This window comes from Flavobacterium lindanitolerans, from assembly GCF_002846575.1.
Classification (GTDB): Bacteria; Bacteroidota; Bacteroidia; order Flavobacteriales; family Flavobacteriaceae; genus Flavobacterium; species Flavobacterium lindanitolerans.
In genome coordinates, this window is record NZ_PJND01000009.1 from 234,099 (window position 1) to 255,345 (window position 21,247).

At 37.1% G+C, this 21,247-nt stretch carries 17 protein-coding genes; 9 read left to right on the forward strand and 8 right to left on the reverse strand.

Going from position 1 to position 21,247, the window contains the following annotated elements; genetic code table 11:
• Nucleotides 1–5 precede the first annotated feature (5 nt).
• Nucleotides 6–977 carry an MlaD family protein gene (locus B0G92_RS13700; RefSeq protein ID WP_101472719.1) on the reverse strand — a complete coding sequence of 324 codons (972 nt, stop codon included), beginning with the start codon at nt 975–977 and terminating at the stop codon, nt 6–8.
• Nucleotides 978–1,034: 57 nt separating this feature from the next.
• Entirely contained in the window at nt 1,035–2,228 is a 1,194-nt protein-coding gene (locus B0G92_RS13705) for an N-acetylmuramoyl-L-alanine amidase family protein (protein WP_101472640.1), read from the reverse strand.
• 134 nt (nt 2,229–2,362) lie between these two features.
• Here B0G92_RS13705 and B0G92_RS13710 point away from each other — a divergent pair, with 134 nt between their 5' ends.
• Both B0G92_RS13710 and B0G92_RS13715 read left to right on the forward strand, forming a co-directional pair.
• Nucleotides 2,363–5,056 (forward strand): putative LPS assembly protein LptD, encoded by a 2,694-nt coding sequence (locus B0G92_RS13710; RefSeq protein WP_375153606.1) that lies wholly within the window; start codon nt 2,363–2,365, stop codon nt 5,054–5,056.
• 12 nt (nt 5,057–5,068) lie between these two features.
• Nucleotides 5,069–5,449 carry a RidA family protein gene (locus B0G92_RS13715; RefSeq protein WP_056073371.1) on the forward strand — a complete coding sequence of 127 codons (381 nt, stop codon included), beginning with the start codon at nt 5,069–5,071 and terminating at the stop codon, nt 5,447–5,449.
• A gap of 93 nt (nt 5,450–5,542) precedes the next feature.
• On the opposite strand, the gene B0G92_RS13720 is transcribed toward B0G92_RS13715, so the two are convergent.
• The 4 genes from B0G92_RS13720 to B0G92_RS13735 all read right to left on the reverse strand — a co-directional run bounded on the left by B0G92_RS13720 (nt 5,543) and on the right by B0G92_RS13735 (nt 13,429).
• The gene (locus tag B0G92_RS13720) at nt 5,543–6,391 is read right to left on the reverse strand and encodes a BadF/BadG/BcrA/BcrD ATPase family protein (RefSeq protein ID WP_056073368.1); all 849 of its coding nucleotides are present in this window, start codon (nt 6,389–6,391) and stop codon (nt 5,543–5,545) included.
• A gap of 212 nt (nt 6,392–6,603) precedes the next feature.
• Nucleotides 6,604–7,605 (reverse strand): type I glyceraldehyde-3-phosphate dehydrogenase, encoded by a 1,002-nt coding sequence (gene gap, locus B0G92_RS13725; RefSeq protein WP_056073365.1) that lies wholly within the window; start codon nt 7,603–7,605, stop codon nt 6,604–6,606.
• Nucleotides 7,606–7,701: 96 nt separating this feature from the next.
• Entirely contained in the window at nt 7,702–8,688 is a 987-nt protein-coding gene (gene pfkA / locus B0G92_RS13730; RefSeq protein ID WP_056073362.1) for a 6-phosphofructokinase, read from the reverse strand.
• 292 nt (nt 8,689–8,980) lie between these two features.
• Complete coding sequence (locus B0G92_RS13735; RefSeq protein ID WP_101472642.1) at nt 8,981–13,429, reverse strand: translocation/assembly module TamB domain-containing protein; 4,449 nt, start codon at nt 13,427–13,429, stop codon at nt 8,981–8,983.
• 106 nt (nt 13,430–13,535) lie between these two features.
• On the opposite strand from B0G92_RS13735, the gene tsaD reads away from it, so the two are divergent.
• The 6 genes from tsaD (at nt 13,536) to B0G92_RS13765 (ending at nt 18,836) form a co-directional block, all read left to right on the forward strand.
• Nucleotides 13,536–14,558 (forward strand): tRNA (adenosine(37)-N6)-threonylcarbamoyltransferase complex transferase subunit TsaD, encoded by a 1,023-nt coding sequence (tsaD, locus tag B0G92_RS13740; protein WP_101472643.1) that lies wholly within the window; start codon nt 13,536–13,538, stop codon nt 14,556–14,558.
• A gap of 2 nt (nt 14,559–14,560) precedes the next feature.
• A complete protein-coding gene (locus B0G92_RS13745; protein ID WP_101472644.1) occupies nt 14,561–15,271 on the forward strand; it encodes a 16S rRNA (uracil(1498)-N(3))-methyltransferase in 711 nt (236 codons plus the stop codon).
• 14 nt (nt 15,272–15,285) lie between these two features.
• Nucleotides 15,286–15,927 carry a DUF4159 domain-containing protein gene (locus B0G92_RS13750; RefSeq protein ID WP_056073350.1) on the forward strand — a complete coding sequence of 214 codons (642 nt, stop codon included), beginning with the start codon at nt 15,286–15,288 and terminating at the stop codon, nt 15,925–15,927.
• A gap of 67 nt (nt 15,928–15,994) precedes the next feature.
• Nucleotides 15,995–17,086, forward strand: coding sequence for an AI-2E family transporter (locus B0G92_RS13755; protein ID WP_056073347.1), 1,092 nt, complete (start codon nt 15,995–15,997; stop codon nt 17,084–17,086).
• Complete coding sequence (locus B0G92_RS13760) at nt 17,083–18,270, forward strand: THUMP-like domain-containing protein (RefSeq protein WP_101472645.1); 1,188 nt, start codon at nt 17,083–17,085, stop codon at nt 18,268–18,270. The genes B0G92_RS13755 and B0G92_RS13760 overlap by 4 nt, the downstream gene beginning before the upstream one ends.
• Entirely contained in the window at nt 18,267–18,836 is a 570-nt protein-coding gene (locus B0G92_RS13765; protein WP_056073342.1) for a hypothetical protein, read from the forward strand. Before B0G92_RS13760 ends, B0G92_RS13765 begins: the two co-directional genes overlap by 4 nt.
• Before the next feature lies 1 nt (nt 18,837).
• Here the strand turns inward: B0G92_RS13765 and ddpX are convergent, their stop codons facing one another.
• Nucleotides 18,838–19,539 (reverse strand): D-alanyl-D-alanine dipeptidase, encoded by a 702-nt coding sequence (gene ddpX / locus B0G92_RS13770; RefSeq protein WP_101472646.1) that lies wholly within the window; start codon nt 19,537–19,539, stop codon nt 18,838–18,840.
• A gap of 90 nt (nt 19,540–19,629) precedes the next feature.
• Between ddpX and B0G92_RS13775 the strand changes: the two genes are divergently transcribed.
• Nucleotides 19,630–20,121, forward strand: coding sequence for a hypothetical protein (locus B0G92_RS13775; RefSeq protein WP_101472647.1), 492 nt, complete (start codon nt 19,630–19,632; stop codon nt 20,119–20,121).
• A 59-nt stretch (nt 20,122–20,180) separates the two neighbouring features.
• On the opposite strand, the gene B0G92_RS13780 is transcribed toward B0G92_RS13775, so the two are convergent.
• Nucleotides 20,181–21,116 carry a polysaccharide deacetylase family protein gene (locus B0G92_RS13780; protein ID WP_101472648.1) on the reverse strand — a complete coding sequence of 312 codons (936 nt, stop codon included), beginning with the start codon at nt 21,114–21,116 and terminating at the stop codon, nt 20,181–20,183.
• Nucleotides 21,117–21,247 lie beyond the last annotated feature (131 nt).

Below are 21,247 nucleotides of genomic sequence, written 5' to 3' on the forward strand. Positions count from 1 at the left end.
CTTTCTTAGTTTTTAATAGTATCTTTTACCTTTTTTATTTCTGTTTTAGGCTCAACATAAGGCGTTGCTTTTTTTCCGAAAACAGAGAAATGTACGTAACGCTTCGGGTTGTTTTTCAGGTCGGCAAGCAATTGTTTTAGCTCCAATGACGCACCTTCCAGATTGTTATACATTCCTTCATCTTTAAGCAGTTTTCCCAAAGAACCTTTTCCTGACTGTACATCATTAATGATGTTATCAACATTGGCCAGTGATTTCTCCAGTTTTTTCACAGCCTGTCCTAAATTAGCCTGGGCAATTGAATCGGAAAGCTTAGAGAAATTTGTCGATGTATGATCCAGGTTTGTGAAAGTATTATCAATTTTTGACTTATTGTCTGCTATTAATGAATTGACTCCTTTGGCTGCCTGACTGAACTCTTTCATAGTTGCTGCTAATTCAGCAATAGATGCCTGTAGGTTTTGTTGTGTCTTTTTGTCAAAGATATTATTGATATTTACTAAGAGGCTATCAGCAGAAACTACTGTTTTTTCCACTTTTTCTTGCAAAGGCGAAAGCTTATCGCCTATTGAGGAAAGCATGCCCGGTTTTATATCTGTTAAAAGCATCTGTCCGTTCTCTGCTTCTACAGGATCTTTAAAGTTTGGAATAATAGCAATACTTTTTCCTCCAATAAAACTTGGCTCGTAGATTTTAGCAACGCTTGATTTGGAAATAGGAAAATCGGTTTTCACCTGAAGTTCTACCAATAATTTCCCATTTTCATTTAAGGTAATACTATTGACTTTACCCACGGCCAAACCATTAATAGTTATGGGTGCAGATGGTGCCAATCCTTCTACTTCGTCATACACGGCATAGAATGTCTTGTAATCGTTAAAAAGGTCTCTCCCTTTTAAAAAACTATATCCCCAAATAAATAATAATATTGAGGAAATTACTAAAATAGCGGTCTTGACTTCTCTTGATATTTTCAAAGCTCTGGTGTTTTTAAACAAATTTAATTAAATAATTTCAAACGTTTCTCCAACAAGTTATTTTAATGCTTCCTGGATGCTTACTTTTTTGCCGTTTTTAAAGGCTATGAGGTAGGACGAGGTAAATCCTCTTGATTTGGCTTCCTGTACCAGTTCTTTTGCTTTTTCATAATCACTGGTTTCGCCATACATATATTTATAAAGGTTTCCTTCAGAAATCATCGAAATATTTTCCAACCCTTTAAAATTGCTTGGAACCAAATCCAGTTTTGTACCACTTGCAGAAATCTGTACTTTAAACAATACACCTTTTGAATCTGTTTTAGTTTCAGCAACCGGAGTCTTTGCTTCGTTTTTTTTAGGTTCCGGAGCTTTGGTAACCGGAGTTTTGGCACTGTCTTTCTTTGCCGTAGATGCCATTTCTTTTGGTCTTTCTACTTTTAGCGCTTCTTTATCAATCTTGTTTTCTATAGAAGTTCCTCCGTAATATTCTTTCTTATAGCCCATAATTGCATCTGCTATGGCTTTTGCAATTTCATTTTGTCCTTCTTCAGAGTTAAGATATTGTCCTTCTGTTTTATTCGATAAAAATCCCATTTCAATCAAAATACTAGGCATTGAAGTTTTATGCAATACCATAAATGGGGCCTGTTTTACTCCTCTGCTCTTACGGCTTAGCTGTTGTGTAAAATTATCCTGAATTTTACTTGCCACAGCAATGCTCTGATCAAGATGCTCTTCCTGTATTAATGTAATACCTATTAGAGATTCCGGCGATTTAGGATCATAGCCGGCATATTTTACTTTATAATCTGCTTCCAGGGTGATTACCTCGTTTTCATTTTTAGCCACTTCAAGGTTTGATTTTACCTTTGTAAGACCCATAACGTAAGTCTCTGTTCCGAAAGCTTCAGAATTTGGATTGGAGTTACAGTGAATCGAAACAAATAAATCAGCATTTGCCCTATTAGCAATATTGGCACGTTCAACAAGTTCTATAAATACATCTGTACTTCTTGTATATACAACATCAACACTAGGCTGTTTGTCAAGTAATCTTCCTACCTTTAAAGCAACAGCAAGTGCTATGTTCTTTTCAACAAAACCATTCTTTACAGCTCCAAAATCTTTCGCACCATGTCCGGCATCAAGAACTACTTTAAATTTATCACCTGATTGACCAAAAGCAGCAAAAGATACAATACAGGTTAATACAGCGAGTGAACGTTTGAATTTATTACAGATGTACATATGTTGCTAAAGTTAATTTTAATAAAAATGCTATGGCTATAATTTTGATATTTCTTTATTTTTGATGAAAAATATATGTAAGTTTGGCACGTCAAAAATTAAGCCATATTTTTACAAAAATAGTATTTAAACCTTTGCGCACAAACTTATTTCATATCGTTTTATCAGCAATTTTCCTAACATTAGGAACTGCAGAAACTTATTCTCAGGAAGGAAAAAACAAATCTACCTCAATAGCTGCTGAAAAACAGCCAAATACAAAAAAAGATTCCGTCTCAGTCAGCTTGTCAGATATTACTAAATCTGCTGATACTACTGCGCAAGATACTATCAAGCCCAAGAAAACTTTCCTGGAAAGCAGAGTAAAGCGTAAGGCTGTTGACTATGAAAAAATGGATCAAAAGAAAAAACAGCTTACCCTTTATAACAAAGCGGAACTGTATTATCAGGATTTTGAGCTTAAGGCAGGAATAATCGTTATGGATTATGAAAAGAACGAAGTCTATGCCGGAAGGATTAAAGATTCAGCAGGAAATTACACGCAAAGACCTGTTTTTAAACAGGGTACGAATGTTATTGAACCCGATTCCATCCGTTTCAACACCATTACAAAAAAAGCGCTGGTATGGAACTCCAGATCGGCTCAGGGTGATTTGAATATTAAAGGAGAGGTTACAAAAAAAGAAAACGATTCTGTTTATTTCATCAAAAATGCCAGGATAACTACCTCTAAAAATATTGACGATCCGGAATACTACTTTTTAGCCCGAAAACTAAAATTGGTACCCGGCAAAAAGGTTGTAGTTGGACTTACAAATATGGTTATTGCCGATGTCCCAACTCCTTTGGGAATTCCTTTTGCCTTTTTTCCTATGTCTAACAAAGGAACATCCGGTTTGATACTTCCCTCTCCCAACAATACAAACAGGCAGGGTTTTGCATTGCAGAACGGAGGTCTCTATCTTGCCCTTTCTGATAATTATGACCTGGCCGTACTTGGTGATTACTATACTAACGGAAGTTATGCCATGCGTTTTGAATCGAGTTATGCAAAGCGATACAAATTCCGGGGTAACGTAAACGTTCGTTTTGAAAACCAAATCCAAAGTGAGAGAGGTTTTCCAGACTATACCAAGGCTACGCAGTACAATATTCAGTGGACACATTCACAAGATGCAAAGTCTAATCCGAATTCCCGATTTTCTGCCTCTGTAAACCTTGGAAGTAGTAAATATTACCAACAATCGATGAACCAGGCTAACGTAGGTTCTGCATTAAATAATACGCTAAGTTCCTCTGTTTCTTACTCCAGAACTTTTAATTCGGTTCCGCAGGTGAATATGTCTGTTACGGCTACACATTCCCAAAATACTCAGACGGAAACTATCAACATGACCCTTCCAACATTTCAGGGAAGTGTGGACAGGATATTTCCTTTTGCTTCTGAAAATGAAAACAAAAGAGGCCTTATCAAAAACCTGAACATTCAGTACAACCTGAATGCCCAAAATCAGATTACAACTAAAGATTCGTTGTTTTTCAAACCTCAAATGTTCAGGGATGCACGTGTTGGTTTCCAACATACAATTCCGGTTAACACCAACTTCAAGGTATTTAAGCATTTCAGCGTATCTGCCGGAGGAACCTATAATGAGGTCTGGTATATGAAAACCATTGAAAAACGATTCAATCCGGTATCACAAAAGGTAGAAAATTTTGATGTTCGCGGTTTTGATGCATTCAGAACCTATAATTTCTCTTCCAGTATTGGTACGACAATTTATGGTACGTTTAATTTAGGTGAAAACAAAAAGATTCAGGCCATCCGTCACGTCATGAGACCTTCGGTTTCTTACAGCTATACACCAAGTTTTGCTAAATATTACGATACTTATGACCCGGACGGAACCGGAACTATGCTAAAAGAATACAGCCGGTTTGAAGGAGGAATTTACGGTGCTCCCGGCAAAAATATTTCGAACAACATCGGATTCAGTTTAAGCAACACTTTTGAAGCAAAGGTGACCGATAAGGACAGTACCAAAACTGAACCTAAAAAGATTATGTTGCTGAACAACCTGAACTTCTCGACTTCCTATGATATGACAGCCGATTCCCTTAAATTGGCTCCATTGCGTGTGAGTGGAGGTACGGCATTGTTCAAGGAAAAAATGAACATTAACTTTGCAGCTACCCTTGACCCTTATGCATTGGATAATGCCAACCGAAGAATCGACAGGTTCAATATTGACAACGGAGGAAGTTTATTTCGACTGTCAAGTGCCAATATTACCATCAATTATTCTTTCTCGAGTACGGATGGTACAAATGAAAATGACAGGTCTGACCCTTTGAAAAACCAGGGATTAAGAAACGGAGGACGTGAGGATGACTTGTTTGGAACCGCAAGAGACCTGGGCGACAACAGACAGAGCCAATTTAATGATGAAGATACCGAAAAGGCAGAAAAAAAGACACGATTTTATCATGCTTTACTTCCCTGGAACATGACTCTGGCCTATTCCCTGACGTATAACAATTCCAGCCGACAGAATGAAATAACAAACAATTCTGTGATGATTTCCGGAAATGTTGACCTGACACCCCGATGGAAAGTGGGAATATCAACCGGTTATGATTTTGTACAGAAAGGCGTTACCTTTACCCAACTTCGTTTTGAAAGAGATTTATTAAGCTGGAGGATGGATTTTAACTGGATTCCAATTGGAGATTATACTTCATGGGGATTCTTCATCGGAATCAAATCGTCCGTGTTGAGCGACATCAAGTGGGATAAGAGAAGACAACCAGACAGAAGACTACGTTAATTAAAATAATTTATGAAAAAAATAATTTTTACCGAAAAAGCTCCTGCTCCAATAGGGCCATACAATCAGGCTGTAGCATTTGGCAATACACTTTTTACCTCAGGACAGATTGCTATCAATCCACAAACAGGTGAATTGGTTTTAGAGGATATTGAAACTGAAACCAGGCAAGTAATGGAAAACATGAAAGCTGTTCTGGAGGAAGCAGGAATGACTTTTGAAAACGTAATAAAAACGTCCATTTTCATTATGGACATGAATAATTTTGCAAAAATCAATGGTGTTTACGGAAGTTATTTTGATGAAAAAACAGCTCCTGCAAGAGAAACCGTTCAGGTTGCAGGACTGCCAAAAGGCGTGAATGTTGAAATTTCAATGATTGCTATGAAATAATTTTTGCTATAGATTAAGTAGCTAATAGATTACTTCTATTTTTATAATACAAAAAAGCCGACTTCAAATAAGTCGGCTTTTTTGTTATTACGATTAGTTAATCTTGTGGTATTCTATCAGTCCGTCGATTGGCCTTCTTAAAACATTGCCCAGCCTAAGACCATTTTTATCAAGTACTTGTTTTAGTTCGTCTTTCAGGTAAAAAGCGATTGAACCTACAAAATGAACCGGTACCTCACGGCAATCTTCAAATTGGGTAATATAATTGTCTACAAAAACCTGCATTGCCTCGAATACCAGCTTCTGTATGAACTCATCATCCTTATGCTGAATAAGAAATTTAGCAAACGTTGCCAAATAAGCATTTGGATTGGCCTGTTTGTATAAATGGTTTTTGATTACATCCGGGTCCAAGTCATATTCTTTTTCGAAAAGAGAAGCCAGGTGTTTCGGCATTTTGCCAAAATAATAGGCTCGTATCAAATCCCTTCCAAAACGATTACCACTGCAATCATCCATAGCAATATAACCCAGCGACTGTATTTTTTGGTGAAGCTCTTCCCCGTCAAAATAACTGCAATTGGAACCCGTTCCCAAAATAGATATGATTGCTTTTTCATTAGTTGGATTGGTAGCATAGGCTGCCGCATAGGTATCTTCTTTAACTGATACTTCCGCATGAGGAAAAAATTCCCTGAACGTTTCTGCAAGCGAATTTTTCATACGGTCTGTGCCACATCCGGCTCCATAGAAAAAAAGATGGGTTACGTCCTTTCTGTTATGATAGATATCGAAACGGTCTTCCAGACGTTCAATAACTTCTTTTTTATCCAAAACTTCAGGATTTAACCCTAAAGATTGTGTGGTGAACAACTTATTGCCATTATCATCCAAAGCAATCCAGTCTGCTTTTGTTGACCCACTGTCTACTAATAATTTCATTTATGGTTTGTTAGTTTGTTTAATATTTGCAGAAGCCTGAAAACAGCTTCCTATTATCTTACCTAATTTTATAAATTCTTACACCAAAATCCGGACTGAAAGATTTAAAAAAACTAAAGTAAGGAAAAAATGGTTGGGGAATAGTAGCCCCCCGTTTTGAAAATAAAAAAGTCCCGCCAATAGCAAAAATGACGGGACCTTTTAATTATTAATTACAATTGCGCGATGTGTACAGATAAATCAATCAGTTTGCTTGAGTATCCGTATTCGTTATCATACCAGGAAACAAGCTTAAAGAAGGTCGAATTTAATCCGATTCCGGCTTTAGCATCTACGATAGAAGTACGGGAATCAGAGATAAAATCCTGTGAAACCACGTCGTCTTCCGTATAACCGATAATGCCTTTATAGTCTGTTTCAGAAGCATTTTTCAATACTTTCATGATATCCTCATAAGTAGTTTCTTTTTGAAGTTTTACGGTTAAATCTACTACAGAAACGTCAGCATTTGGAACACGCATGGACATACCTGTCAATTTTCCGTTCAATTCCGGAATTACTTTACCTACAGCTTTTGCAGCACCTGTAGAAGCCGGGATAATATTTAAAAGAGCTGCTCTTCCACCACGGAAATCCTTGCGTGAAGGACCATCAACCGTTAATTGTGTTGCTGTTGTAGCGTGAACCGTTGTCATCAATCCTTCAACAATTCCAAAATTGTCGTTGATTACTTTTGCCAATGGAGCCAAACAGTTTGTTGTACAGGAAGCATTGGAAACAATCGTATCTGCCGCTGTAGCTTTTGTATGGTTTACTCCCATAACAAACATTGGAGCATCTGCAGATGGCGCAGAGATTACAACTTTTTTAGCTCCACCTTTGATATGCTCATTGGCTTTTTCAAGAGTTGTGAAAATTCCGGTACATTCTGCTACCACATCTACTCCCACTTCATCCCATTTCAATACAGACGGGTCTTTTTCTGCTGTTACACGAATCAGTCTGTCATTTACAAAAAGCTTTCCGTCTTTTACTTCAACTTTTCCTGCAAAACGTCCGTGTACAGAATCATATTTTAAAAGGTAAGCCAGGTGTTCAACATCTAACAAGTCGTTAATGGCTACTACTTCTACGTTATCTCTATTTATGGTTTCTCTGAAAACGATTCTACCAATTCTTCCGAAACCGTTTATTCCTAATTTTACTTTTGACATTTTTTCTACTTGCTTAGGGCTTCAAGCGGCACGCTTTCAGCCAATTTATATATTTGTTTATTTTACTGTTTTTGATGGGAATTTGCGACCAAATAATTAAGTCGTCATAATGTCTGATACTCTCAACAATTCCCTGTCGATTTGTGAATGCCCTTTGATAGCCTGTTCTAAAGGAGTCAATTCAATCTTGTCATTCAAAAGTCCAACCATATAGTTGCTTTTTCCATCAAGAATCGATTCAACGGCTTTTACACCTAAACGGCTTGCCAGAACGCGGTCAAAACAGGAAGGCGCACCACCTCGCTGCATGTGTCCTAAAACAGATACGCGAACATCATATTCAGGCATGTTTTCTTCAACATAGTCTTTAAGTTCGAAAACATTTTTGCCTATTTTGTCACCTTCTGCAATAACTACAATACTGGAAGATTTTCCTGACAGTTTGCTTTTACGCAACGATTCCAATAGGCGGTCCAGTCCAAGATCTTCCTCCGGAATTAATATTTCTTCAGCTCCGGCACCAATACCTGCATTCAAGGCAATATGTCCTGCATCACGCCCCATCACCTCTACAAAGAAAAGTCGGTTGTGGGAACTCGCTGTATCTCTGATTTTATCGATGGCTTCTACTACAGTATTCAAAGCCGTGTCATATCCTAATGTATGGGTTGTTCCGAAAATATCATTGTCTATAGTTCCCGGAATTCCGATTATTGGAAAACCATATTCTTTATTGAAAACAAGTCCTCCTGTAAAGCTTCCGTCGCCACCAATGACAACCAAAGCCTCTACTCCTGCAGCCGACAAATTGCTGTGGGCTTTCTTTCTGCCTTCTTCCGTCATGAATTCTTTAGAACGGGCAGACTTTAAAATTGTTCCTCCTTTATTAATGATATTGTTTACGCTTCGAGGTCCCATTTCTTTAAAATCGCCTTCTATCATACCTTGATATCCTCTGTAGATTCCGATACATTCAATGTTATGATAAGCGCAGGTTCTAACGACCGAACGGATAGCGGCATTCATTCCCGGAGAATCACCTCCAGATGTCAATACGCCGATTTTTTTTATTGTTTTTGACATTTATTTGCTGTTAATACTGTAAAATTAGCAAACAAATATTACTTTAAGAATAGGGTTTTTAATAATTTAGGAAACAATTAGAATTTCAATCGATTTCGTTGATAAGTTTTTATTTTCGTTGCTGTAAAGTTGGTAATTTTTGTAAATTATAGGGTAAAAATCGCCAAGTTGATAAAGATTAATCCATTACAGGGACTTATTTCTATAAACTTATTTGCGGCTCTGCGCCTTTGCGAGCAATTATTTTCACGCAAAGACGCAGAACCGCAAAGTTCATAAACAGTATTTAGTGTTAATCCATATCCGGAACTTTTGGCTGTTCCGTTTTTTGTTTTTCAGTCTTTTGCGTATCGGCTTTCTTTCTTCGGTCCTGTGTCCATTGGATAAAATCAGGCGAAAGGTCCGAATCCGGCATATGGTCTGTTGAAGTATTTTCTTTTTCTTCTTTGGTTTTGATATTGAAAATCTTATACCATAATTCTTTCAGAGTATCAAAATCGACTTCATAGGAAACCCCAAGTCCTTGGGTATAGCCAATTCCTTCTCCTATATAGTTAATGTCATTTTCACGGTTAAATACTCTTAAATTTAGAGTTCCGTCATCATTTACCCTGTATTTCACTTCTACATTACCCACAATTACGGATTGGTTCACACCACCCACAGGCACACCCACTTTTCCGTCAATAGAAATCCTTTCGTTAATTTGTGTGGTTATGGCAATCCCGAACTGGCTGCTGGTTTCTGCTGTTGGCGTACGGTCTGCCATCTGATAATCCAAAGCAACGGTAAATTTACCGTCTTCATCCTGGAACAAATCGTTAAACAAACCGCTGGCTCTTTCAAACAAGCTTCCGTATACTGCCGTTCCTGCGTTTTCCGAACTCAGGAAGTTTCCTGTACCCAAAAGCGAAAGTGCCTGGTTGACACGGGTATCCTTATCATCCAATTTTACCTGCAATTCCGATTTCAATACAGAACTTACCGTAGGGAAATTAATCGTAAAGTCAGGGTCAGGATTCATCAGGTTTCCGGTCAATCCGATTACTACTTCAACCGGAACTTTTCGGTTAAAGGAGGCATTATCCTGCAAAACAGCCGGATTGGCCTGGGTTTTGTAAATGGCATCAATGTTCAGACGGGCTCGTAAAGGGTCACCATCCCATGAAATAGAACTTCCCTTTTTTACCTGGAATTTCTTATCAATAATTCCTCCGTATTTGAAATTGTATTCTCCTTCCCTAACCTGGAAGTCACCCCACATATTGAATTTACCCAGAGTACTGATTTCAAGTCGCATCGTACCGTCACCATTCCCTTTCAGGGCATGTCCGGTATTTCTATCAATAATAATTTCTATTTCTGCTTCGGGTGTGATTTTTAAATCAAACTGCAATTCCAGTCCTGAATTGTTTATAACCTTTTCAACTATACCTTTTTCCAGATTGTATTTTTCTTTCGGGCTCAGGAATGTGATAAAAGTATTGTTCCCTACTCCTGCTGCCGAATTTATAGGAATCTTAATACTGGTTCCTTGTTTGGATTCCGCATCCACCGTAATCAACAATCCATTGGTAGGTCCTTTTATAGAAGCCCGTCCGGCAATAAAAGCAGTACCAAAATACATGGCATCATCAGAATCTTTGGTGTCCAGTGCCAATAATCGGTCAGATTGTATGTTAAGGTCGAGTACCCACTTTTTGAAATTTTGATGCTTGATGCTTCCAGTCAGATATCCTTTTGTTTTGTATTTGGTATCGGTCATCCTTGCATCATTAAAGCGGAATTGGTTCTCCGTTAAATCAACAATGGAACGTTCGTCAAATTCATAATCGACATTCAGATAAGGTACTTTGAGCCCAACTTCATCCAGGAAAAGCCTTCCGTTAATTTGCGGTTCTTTTAGTGTCCCGACAAAATTGGCATTACCCGTAGCAAATCCGCGAATCCTCGAAATGACATTACCGCCCAACGGACTCAACGCACCAAGATTGAATTTGTTGAATTTGAAGTCCAGATCAAAAAGCGTCTGCTTGTTCAATATGCCTATATCTCCCGTGATTATGAAGTTCTCAACATTATCATTTTCCAATACGGAGTTTACGCTAAACCTGTTCAGGTTTTCATTTCCCTGAATCTGAACCGAAAGATTACCCAAAGCAATCTCGTTCACGTTCAGACTATCGACTGTAATCGTTGAAGCCGGTTGATAGATTGCCTTGTTCTGTTTAAAATCAATTTCACCGTTTAGTTTTCCTTCAATACGCAGGCTATCCATTTCGGGCAATAATTTGCCAAGGCTTACTTCCCTGAAGCTTAACTTCAAATCCTTGTAAGTACTATCGCGAATAATGCCTCCCAACTCAATCTTTTGGTTGTTATGCGTCATCAAAATGTTTTCGATAGAGAAATTCTTAAACTTCTTATCAAAAACAATTTTGTTGTCGTTGGCATCATTTTCATTCAGGAACCACATATAGTCCTTGATATTGACTTCAGACTTCTTAATACCGACAACGTTGTTATTCTTTTCGTCAATCGTGTGGTAAACGTTCAGGTTGTAAAAGTCTTTACTTTCATTTCCGCCTTTAAATTCGGTTCTGAAAAAGAGCGTGTCTTCAAGCTTAACGTTAATCGTACTGAAATTTGAAATTTTATAACGCTTGGTCTTAATGCTGTCCATTTCGATATAGGCATTATACAGCGGGTTCTGGTTGTCTATTTCCAAAGAAACCTTATCAAAATAATTTCCGTAAGCCTTAATCTCAGGCGAATCGAAATTCATCTTAAACTGATTCGAGTCGGAAGTCATTTTTCCTGAAACCACAGTATTTGTCCCAATAGATACTTCCGGCAGGAAAACTTCAATCAGTTTATTGTAAACGGAAAGATTAAAATCTAAAAACTGTCCGGGTTTTACCTTATTGGGTTTGTAATTGGTATACAGGCTACCTATTGCATTTTCAATAATTTTAGGTACCTGTCTGAATTCATATTTCCCTACAATCTGTCCTTTAATAATATCAGGCGAATTAATTGCAATTGTACGAACCCTGTTTTCGTCAAAACGGGACTGGATTGTAAAATCATCGAAGAAATAGATGTCTTTTTGGTTTTGGTAAGAAGTCTGTGAAATAAAAATGTCACCGTACATATTATCGATACTGTTTCCGGTAATCTGCATGGTTACATCGCCCTTAAAAAGTGAAATGGAATCTCTTTTTACAAGATTGAGTTTGTTTAAATCCGCATAATCAATCAGGGCATGGAAATCATAATGGTTTTCCGATTTGCTCAAATCAAGCAATCCTTTGAAATCCATTTTCAGGTTTTCATCATTTACGACAACCTTTCCCTGAAACAACGGATTTTTAAACGTTCCGTCAACTTCTATATTTTTATAATCGTATTTTTTAAAATTCAGGCTATAAATTTTCCCGCTCACTTTTGTATCCAAAAATTTTCGCGTGAATCCTTTTCCGGCTACTTCCAAATCCAATGTTACAGGGCCAAAATCTTTCTGTCGCAAAAATCTTCCTATATTGAATTTTTCAAAGTTTATATTTCCTTTGTAAGAAGCATTGTCAATATTATCAATATCATACAACTGTAAATCTGCCGCAAGCTCTCCAATAGAAGTTGTCAGGTAAATGTCTGCTTTTACATCAGAATGGGTGATTTGTGCATTACCCGTAATATCAAAATCTCCAAGATATTCTAATGAAGAAGGAAGTTTTTCTCCTAATATTCTTGGCAATATCGATTTCAGGTTGGCATAATCCGATGACAGCTTTTTAAAATCTCCACGAATAAGAAATGCATCTTTATCCGGATTAAAAAGGTTTTTGAAATTAATATCTCCAATAATCTGGGAATGGTTGTCTACAATCAGCTTTAAATTGCGGGTAAAGAAATCATTCATCGTCCCGGCCAGGATGGTCGAAAAATTAAATTTCTTGTTTTTCCCGAATTCACCGTAGAAATGATTCAGGTCGTTTGTGGAAATTGAGGCAGAATCCACATCTACATCAAAGTGAACTTTGTTGACAAAATCAGCAAGCCCGCCTTCTTTGTAGGTCAATACCACATTTCCTTTCAGGTTGGATTCTTTCGTCAGAAGCGTCAGTTCTTTTAAAAGAATGCTTTCTTTTGAATAGCTGAATTTTCCTGTCAGGTCTTTAACATAGAGGCCTCTGTGGTCTTGAAAGGCCAGCTTTCGTATTTCCGTGGTAATATCGCTTCCGTAAATCTTAAACTTACGTACACTGGCATCCATTTTAGTAAAATCAACGCTGGTTTTGGTAATCGCATTTTCGTTTGTAATCTTGAAATGGCTCTTAGACAGATAGATATTATCAGCATTTAGCTGGAACGGCTTATGTGATTTTTTACCGGTATCAAACAGTCCGACAAAAACATTGATATTGGACTCTTCTTCTCCTTTGTAGTTTTTAAGATTAAAAAACAGCCTGTCTGCATAGATGTCTCCAAAAATCAAATCTCCTGATTTCAGTTTTTTAAAACTTAAAATATTGGTCTTAATCGAATTGGCATAAATCAGGGTATCTTTGTGATGGTCCCTAATGAGTACCGTTTTCAGTTTTACACCACCAAAAATGGAGATTGCAACCTGGTCAACATTAATGTCTGTTCCATAATCTTCGTTTAAGGTTTCGGTAACGTAATGTGCTATTTTGGTTTGAACAAAAGGCAGTGAAAGAGCAATGCCGAGTAACAGCAAAAGTAGAATTATACCCAGTAAGGTACGAAATACTATTTTTTTAAATTTTTTGATACTCTTAATTGTTTTATTTTTGTCAAATATAATTCAAAATCCGTGCCCTTTTATGGGAAATAACTCTCTTTTTATATTAGCTATCGAAAGTTCCTGCGACGATACCGCAGCTGCCATTCTTCAAGACAACAAAGTCCTGTCCAATGTTGTTGCAAATCAGAGCATTCACGGCGAATATGGCGGTGTAGTTCCCGAACTTGCTTCGAGAGCCCACCAGCAAAATATCGTTCCCGTTATTGAAATGGCGATTCGCAAAGCAAATATCGATAAAAAACAGTTAAATGCAATAGCTTTTACACAAGGTCCGGGTCTTATGGGGTCGCTATTGGTAGGCAGTTCTTTTGCCAAATCCTTATCGCTTGCCTTAAAGGTTCCGTTGATTGCCGTTAACCATATGCATGCCCATATTCTGGCGCATTTTATAGAAGAAGAAGGTTACGACAAGCCGGAATTTCCTTTTCTGGCATTGACAATCAGCGGCGGACATACGCAAATCGTCAAGGTTAACGATTTCTTTGATATGGAAATTATTGGAGAAACGACAGATGACGCTGTTGGTGAAGCTTTTGACAAGAGCGCCAAAATTCTGGGACTTCCCTATCCTGGCGGACCTTTGGTTGACAAATATGCCAAATTGGGAAACCCGAAAGCTTTTTCATTTACCAAACCAAAAGTTCCGGGACTTGATTTCAGCTTTAGCGGCCTAAAAACAGCCATATTGTATTTTATACAGAAAAATGTCGCCCAAAATCCAAATTTCATTGAAGAAAATCTGAATGATATCTGTGCTTCCATACAGCACACGATTATTGAAATTTTGATGGACAAATTAAAACTGGCAGCCCAACAAACCGGTATCAATCAGATTGCCATTGGTGGTGGTGTTTCTGCCAATTCGGGGATTCGCCAGACATTGAAAGAAGCAGAAACAAAATACGGCTGGAAAACCTTTATTCCCAAATTCGAATATACCACAGATAATGCCGCCATGATTGGAATTGTCGGATATCATAAATATCTTGCTTCAAAATTTGAAGATAATTCAGTCGTTTCCAAAGCGCGTATTCCGTTTTAATTATGCAATTATTCTATAATCCAACAATCACAACAGCAACAGAAACCTTCTTTTTCGACAAGGAAGAAAGCAAACACATCGTTAAAGTATTACGTAAAAAAGAAGGTGATAATCTATATGTAACCAACGGATTAGGTTATTTATTTAAAACCGAAATTGCATTAGCTTCAGATTCAAAATGTTTGGTAAAAATTATTGGCTCTGAAAAAGGTGAAGCAACCGGATATAAGCTTCATCTGGCTGTTGCGCCTACCAAAATGAACGACCGTTTTGAATGGTTTCTGGAAAAAGCAACCGAAATAGGAATTGGTGAAATTACACCTATCATCTGTGACCATTCTGAAAGAAAAGTAGTCAAGACAGACCGTTTTGACAAGATTATATTATCGGCTATGAAACAGTCGCTGCATTATTATCTCCCAAAATTGAATGAACCTGTTTCGTTTAAGGATTTTATAAAACAGCAACAAAACGAAGGGCTAAAGCTCATCGCCCACTGTGAGGAAACCCAGAAAAAATCATTAAAAGAAACCGTATTACCCAATCAGGACGTTACGATACTTATTGGTCCGGAAGGTGATTTTTCTGAAAAAGAAATCAAATTGGCGGTCGAAAACAATTACATTCCCGTAACTTTAGGCAATACGCGATTGAGAACTGAAACTGCTGCTGTTGTTGCTTGCCATAGTGTAGTTTTTATAAACGAAAAATAAATCCGGTTGAGATTATGAAGAAAATATATTTTGCATTTCTGTTGTGTTTTTCCCTTGTAGCCCAATCGCAGGAAATTGCCTTATTAAAATACAATGGCGGTGGTGACTGGTATGGAAATCCGACTTCTTTGCCCAACCTGATTAAATTTTGCAATCAAAATATAAATACCCGAATCACTCCAAAACCGGCAACGGTTGAACCGGGAAGTCCTGACCTGCTCTCCTATCCTTTTGTACACATGACCGGACACGGGAATGTGGTATTCAGTGATTCCGAAATAAACAATCTACGAAACTATCTTACTTCCGGTGGATTTCTCCATGTAGATGACAACTATGGAATGGATGAATATATCCGCAGGGAACTGAAAAGAATTTTTCCAAACAACGCTCTTGTGGAAATCCCGGCAAACCATCCCATATTCCAAAAACCTTTTTCATTTCCTGCCGGAATCCCGAAAATCCACGAACACGACAACAAAAGGCCACAGGCATTTGGAATTTTTATAGACAACAGGCTGGCACTTTTGTATACTTATGAAACCGATTTGGGTGATGGATGGGAAGACCCGGAAGTGCACAACGACCCAAAAGAAGTTCGTGAAAAAGCACTAAAAATGGGCGCCAATATTATCTATTATATTTTCAATAATTAGAAACGGGATTTTATTTTTAGAAGAACTCCGATTTTTTTAACTAAATTTAGATTCTAAAAAGAAAAATATGGTGACCTCAAAAACTATTGCTAACGGAATATTGCGTGCTTTGGCAGTAATAACCGGAATTTTGCTCTTGCTGTTTCTTTTATATAAAATCCAGTCCGTTATTCTTTTCCTGTTCATTGCTTTGATTGTCAGCATGATTGGAAATCCGATTGTCAAATTCCTGGAAAAAAGATTAAAGTTCAACCATATCGTAGCAGTTATAGTAACACTGGTATTCTTTATATTGCTCATGGCGGGCTTTATCATGATGTTTGTTCCGTTAATCGTTTCGCAGGGCGAAAATCTTTCTTTATTAGATACAGCACGACTTGAAGCCGATTTGGTGGATTTGACCGAAAGACTGAAGAGTTATTTTTCAGACCATAATATCGACATCGAAAGTATGGTCAAAAAATCAGACCTGACCTCGAAACTGAATCTGAATTTTATTCCTAATTTCATAAATTCTTTGGTTTCAATACTCGGAAATGTTGGTGTCGCTATAGGTTCTGTCATTTTTATTACTTTTTTCTTTTTGAAAGACCAGAAACTCTTTATCGTCAATGCCAAGAAGATACTTCCAAACGAACACGAAGACAAAATCCTGAATTCTTTCAGAAAAATAAACCACTTGTTAAGCCGTTATTTTATTGGCCTTATCGGACAGGTAACCATTTTATTTATTTGCTACCTAATCGTATTGCTGATTTTTGGTGTGGAAAATGCATTTATCATCGCTTTTATCACAGCAATTCTGAATATCATACCTTATATCGGACCGCTTATTGCCACTGTCCTTGTTGCCATATTGACAATGCTGGGCCACATGGACCCTGAATCACAGGGCGAAATGCTATCGACAACAATATATGTATTGATTGGCTACACCGTTGCCCAAATTATTGATAACAACATCACCACTCCGTTAATATTCTCCAACAGCGTCAATTCCCATCCTTTGGAAATTTTTGTGGTAATTCTGGCGAGCGGATTTATTTTTGGAGTACTGGGAATGATTGTGGCAGTACCACTTTATACCATTGTAAAAGTAGTTGCCAAAGAATTTTTCCCTCAAAATCCTATCGTAAAAATTTTAACCCGAAACATTTGATTTCTGACATTCTAAAACCCGAAATCCAGAATTTTATAGAAGCCAATATCAGGAAAGATATTTCAAAACTGGCTTTCCAGAAAAATCCGTTTCCTGAAATCGACTTTGCCGTATTGTTAAACCAGATAGCGGCAAAAGGCAAGGCAGAACAGAAACTTCCTACCTGGTATGCAGCAAAAAACATTGTTTATCCTCCAAAACTATCAATAGAACAGACTTCATCTGAAGAAACAGCTTCCTACAAAGCAGCAATTGTTTCCGGAAAAAGCCTGATTGACCTGACCGGCGGCTTTGGTGTTGACAGTTATTATTTTTCAAAAAAAATGAAATCGGTTGTTCATTGTGAAATGAATGCGGAATTATCTGATATTGCAAGTCATAATTTTAAAATACTCCATGCCTCAAATATCGAATGCTTTACAGGCGACAGTTCGGAAATACTTCAGAAGCTGAATCGGAAATTTGACTGGATGTATGTTGACCCATCAAGACGAAGTGATGTAAAAGGAAAGGTTTTCCTTTTAAAAGATTGTCTGCCCAATGTTCCGGAATTGCAGAAATTCTATTTTGAATATTCAGACAATCTGCTGATAAAGACAGCTCCCATTCTGGATATTGCTGCAGGATTATCAGAACTTACCAATGTAAAGGCCATCCATATTATAGCCATTGAAAACGAAGTCAAAGAATTGCTTTGGGAAATTTCAAAAGATTATACCGGCAGTATAACAATTATTACCTTAAACAAAACCAAAGAAAAGACTGAAAAACTTGATTTTGTACTGGGTGAAAGTGAAAGTGCTTTTTACGGATTGCCTAAAAAATATCTTTATGAACCTAATAGTTCAATAATGAAATCCGGCTTTTTTGAGTCGGTGAGCGCCAAATTTAAACTGGACAAGCTTCATCCGCTTTCGCATCTTTATACTGCCAATGAATTGGTTGATTTTCCCGGAAGAACCTTTCAGATTGATGAAGTAATAAAATACGGCAAAACTGAAATGAAGGAACTGCTACAAAATAAAAAAGCCAATATTACTATCCGGAATTTTCCGGAAACCGTTGAGAACCTTCGAAAAAAGTGGAAAATAAATGACGGAGGAAACCTGTATTGTTTTTTTACGACCAATATGAATAATGACAAAATAGTATTACTTTGCACCAAAATAAAAACAGAAGAATGAAACGATTGCTTATACTTACTTTTTTAATGCTTCAAATGGGCGTTTATGCCCAGAAATCATGCGAATACAGTTCCAATTTTACAGATTCCATAGGCAGCTATAAAGAAACGGTACAAAAAATCGTATATGAAAAAAACTTTGCAGGAACTTCGAGTTATATCTTTTTCTCACTGATTAATGCCAATGGTACTCCACTGTTGAATTTCCAAAATATTCAAAAAAGTAAAGATTTCATCAAGGCATTTTGTTTCGATAAAAATTCACGGGTTTACCTGCAATTGGCAAATGGCAAAATAATTACCATGCTGATTTCTGATGAGGGAAGCTGCGGATCAATGATTCGGGATGAAGCTCAAAGTTCCAATATTAGAATTTCTACGGGTGCCTTTTTATTTATGAAAAATACGATGGAAGAGTTGGAAAAATCCCCAATTACGTTAATCCGTATAAAATACGCTTCAGAAACGGTTGACTATATTATGAAAAAGGAACTTACTTCCGAATTAAACGGAGAGAAATCCTATCCTGAAAATTTCTTTATCGACCATCTTAAATGCCTGAACTAGATTAGTTCTTGCAGTCCCATGTAAAATTAGATACAGGTAAAGTCGAAGCGCTCATCAGGTTGTAATGCCACCATTCCGAAGCAAAAGAACGGAATCCGTTTTTCAGCATTATTTCTTTTAAAATCTTTCGATTGGTTGCAGCTTCTGCCGAAATGTTTTTATAGTCATGTGCCGCTTCCGGTCCGAAATGGTCAAATCCTGTTCCCATATCCAATTCATTACCGCTGTAATCTGTTAGCGTTATGTCTACAGCCCCTCCTCTATTATGAATGGAACCTTTAGCCGGGTCGGCCACATAAGTAGGATTTGGCGTTATTGCCCACATCTTCTTTTGTACATCCAGAGGTCTGTAGCAATCATATACTTTAATCTTATATCCAAGTTTTAAAAACGCCTGATTCGCTTTGATTAAAGCTTTAACGGTTTTAAACCGGAGATAGCATTCCGCGCAATCGTATACTTTTGTTTTCAGGAAATTGTCTTCTGTTGCATATTTCATATCATAAAAGAAATCTTTACCATAATCCCTTAAATTCACAAAAGCAGTATCGCTGATGTTAGCTTTGGCCGCTTCCAGAATCGCAGCATTTTCGTCAATATATTCACGATTGCTTGACAAAAGAGCATCGCTATAAACCACCTCTTGTGGATTTTTGCAAGACGAAAGAACAATTAGGCACACTATTAGCTGTAGAAATCTCATAATGATTTGAAATGTTTAATTTGTACTACAAATCTATTCATTTGTATCAATTAATTTACTAATTTTAATTCAAATTAAAAAACACAAAGTATGAAAAAATTAATTGTTTTAGGTATTGCTTTGTTATTTTCAGGCTACATGAGCGCCCAGGAAACAACGGCGAAGAAGAAAGCAAAAGCAGAAGTAGCCCAGGCAAAAGCAGACAGTAAGAAAGCTGTTGAAAAAGCGGATGCAAAAGCAAAAAAAGCAGAAGAATCTGCCAAGAAAGATGTAGCTAAGGCTAAAGAAAAGGCAGTAGAATCGAAAACAGAAGCAAAAGCTGATGTAGCCAAGAAAAAAGCAGATGCTAAAGTAGAAACGGCAAAAGCCAAAGAAAAAGCTGCGGTAACAAAAACGGAAGCAAAAGCGGATGTTGCCAAGGCAAAGGCAGATGCAAAAGTCGAAGTCAAAAAATATAATGCAGATGTAAAAGATAAGGCATCTGGCGAATATTACAACGGCAAGAAGGTTTACACAGGACCTAAAGGCGGTAAATACTACATCAACAAAAACGGAAATAAAACATATATCGACCAAAAATAATTTTGGTCAGCCCTCACAAAAAATCCCGATTAGTTTATAATCGGGATTTTTTTATTGGATTATCCTTTTGTTATCTTATCGTAGAGTTTTTCTATTTCTGCGTTATCGGGTTCTTTTTTCATAATGGCGGTGGCTTCCTTTTGGGATTTCATCCATCTATAGAGCCAGGAAACACCCCATTTTTTATAATAATTATCTTTCTGTTGGTAAACACTGTCCTGTAAGGCTTCATCAAGACTCACAAAAGTATAGCCTTTTGTTTTTAGCAGTTTTACGATTTTGGGTAGGTAATCAGCATTCAGCAAGTTGTCGTGGCATAAATAAATATGACGAACCGGTCTTTTGTATTGCTGCGTTCCCAGCATTTCAAAAAACTCAAAAAATTCTATGGTCTTTTTCACATACTTCTCCCCTGTACTTTTGGCATTCGCAATATCATTTTTGGCGAGGTAATATTCATAAACCGTACTATAGGCCCAATCTTCACTCTCAACCGTATAAGGCGTAATGCGATATCCTTTTTGTGTCAGGTAATTTTCAATTTCTTTATGCTGCAATGTGTCTTTTCCCAAATCATTAAATGGAAATCTGAAATGTTTTAATGGCTTACTATATTTTTTTGCCAGTTCTTTAGTAATAGCTTCTCCTTTATAAATATCATTGGCAAAAACCGTTAGTCCTGCATCAGAATAGCGTAAATGGCTAAAACTATGGTTGCCCAGCGTAATGTAGCTTCGCTTAACCCAATTTTCCAACAAGCGGAAATTCATTGACACAGAATCTGTTTCATAAATTTTTCCTTCATTGATAAAAATAGCAATCGGTAATTGTAACGAATCCAGTTTTTTCAATAATAAAGACTGAAATCCATCCTTTTGGAATCTTTTTGTATTGGGAATATCATCTATCGTAATAGCAACCTGCTTCTGCGCATACAGCTGCACAGAAAAAAATACAGAAAAAAATAGTACTGTTGTCCTGATATTGAATTTCATATTTTTTGTTTGTTTTCAAATATAAAAAACCTTGATAATTATTTATCTCATCAAGGTATAATATTCCTAAAAAATCCACGGTTTTCACCTTTGAAACTGCAAAAAAAAACAATAAATTAGCAACTTTAATT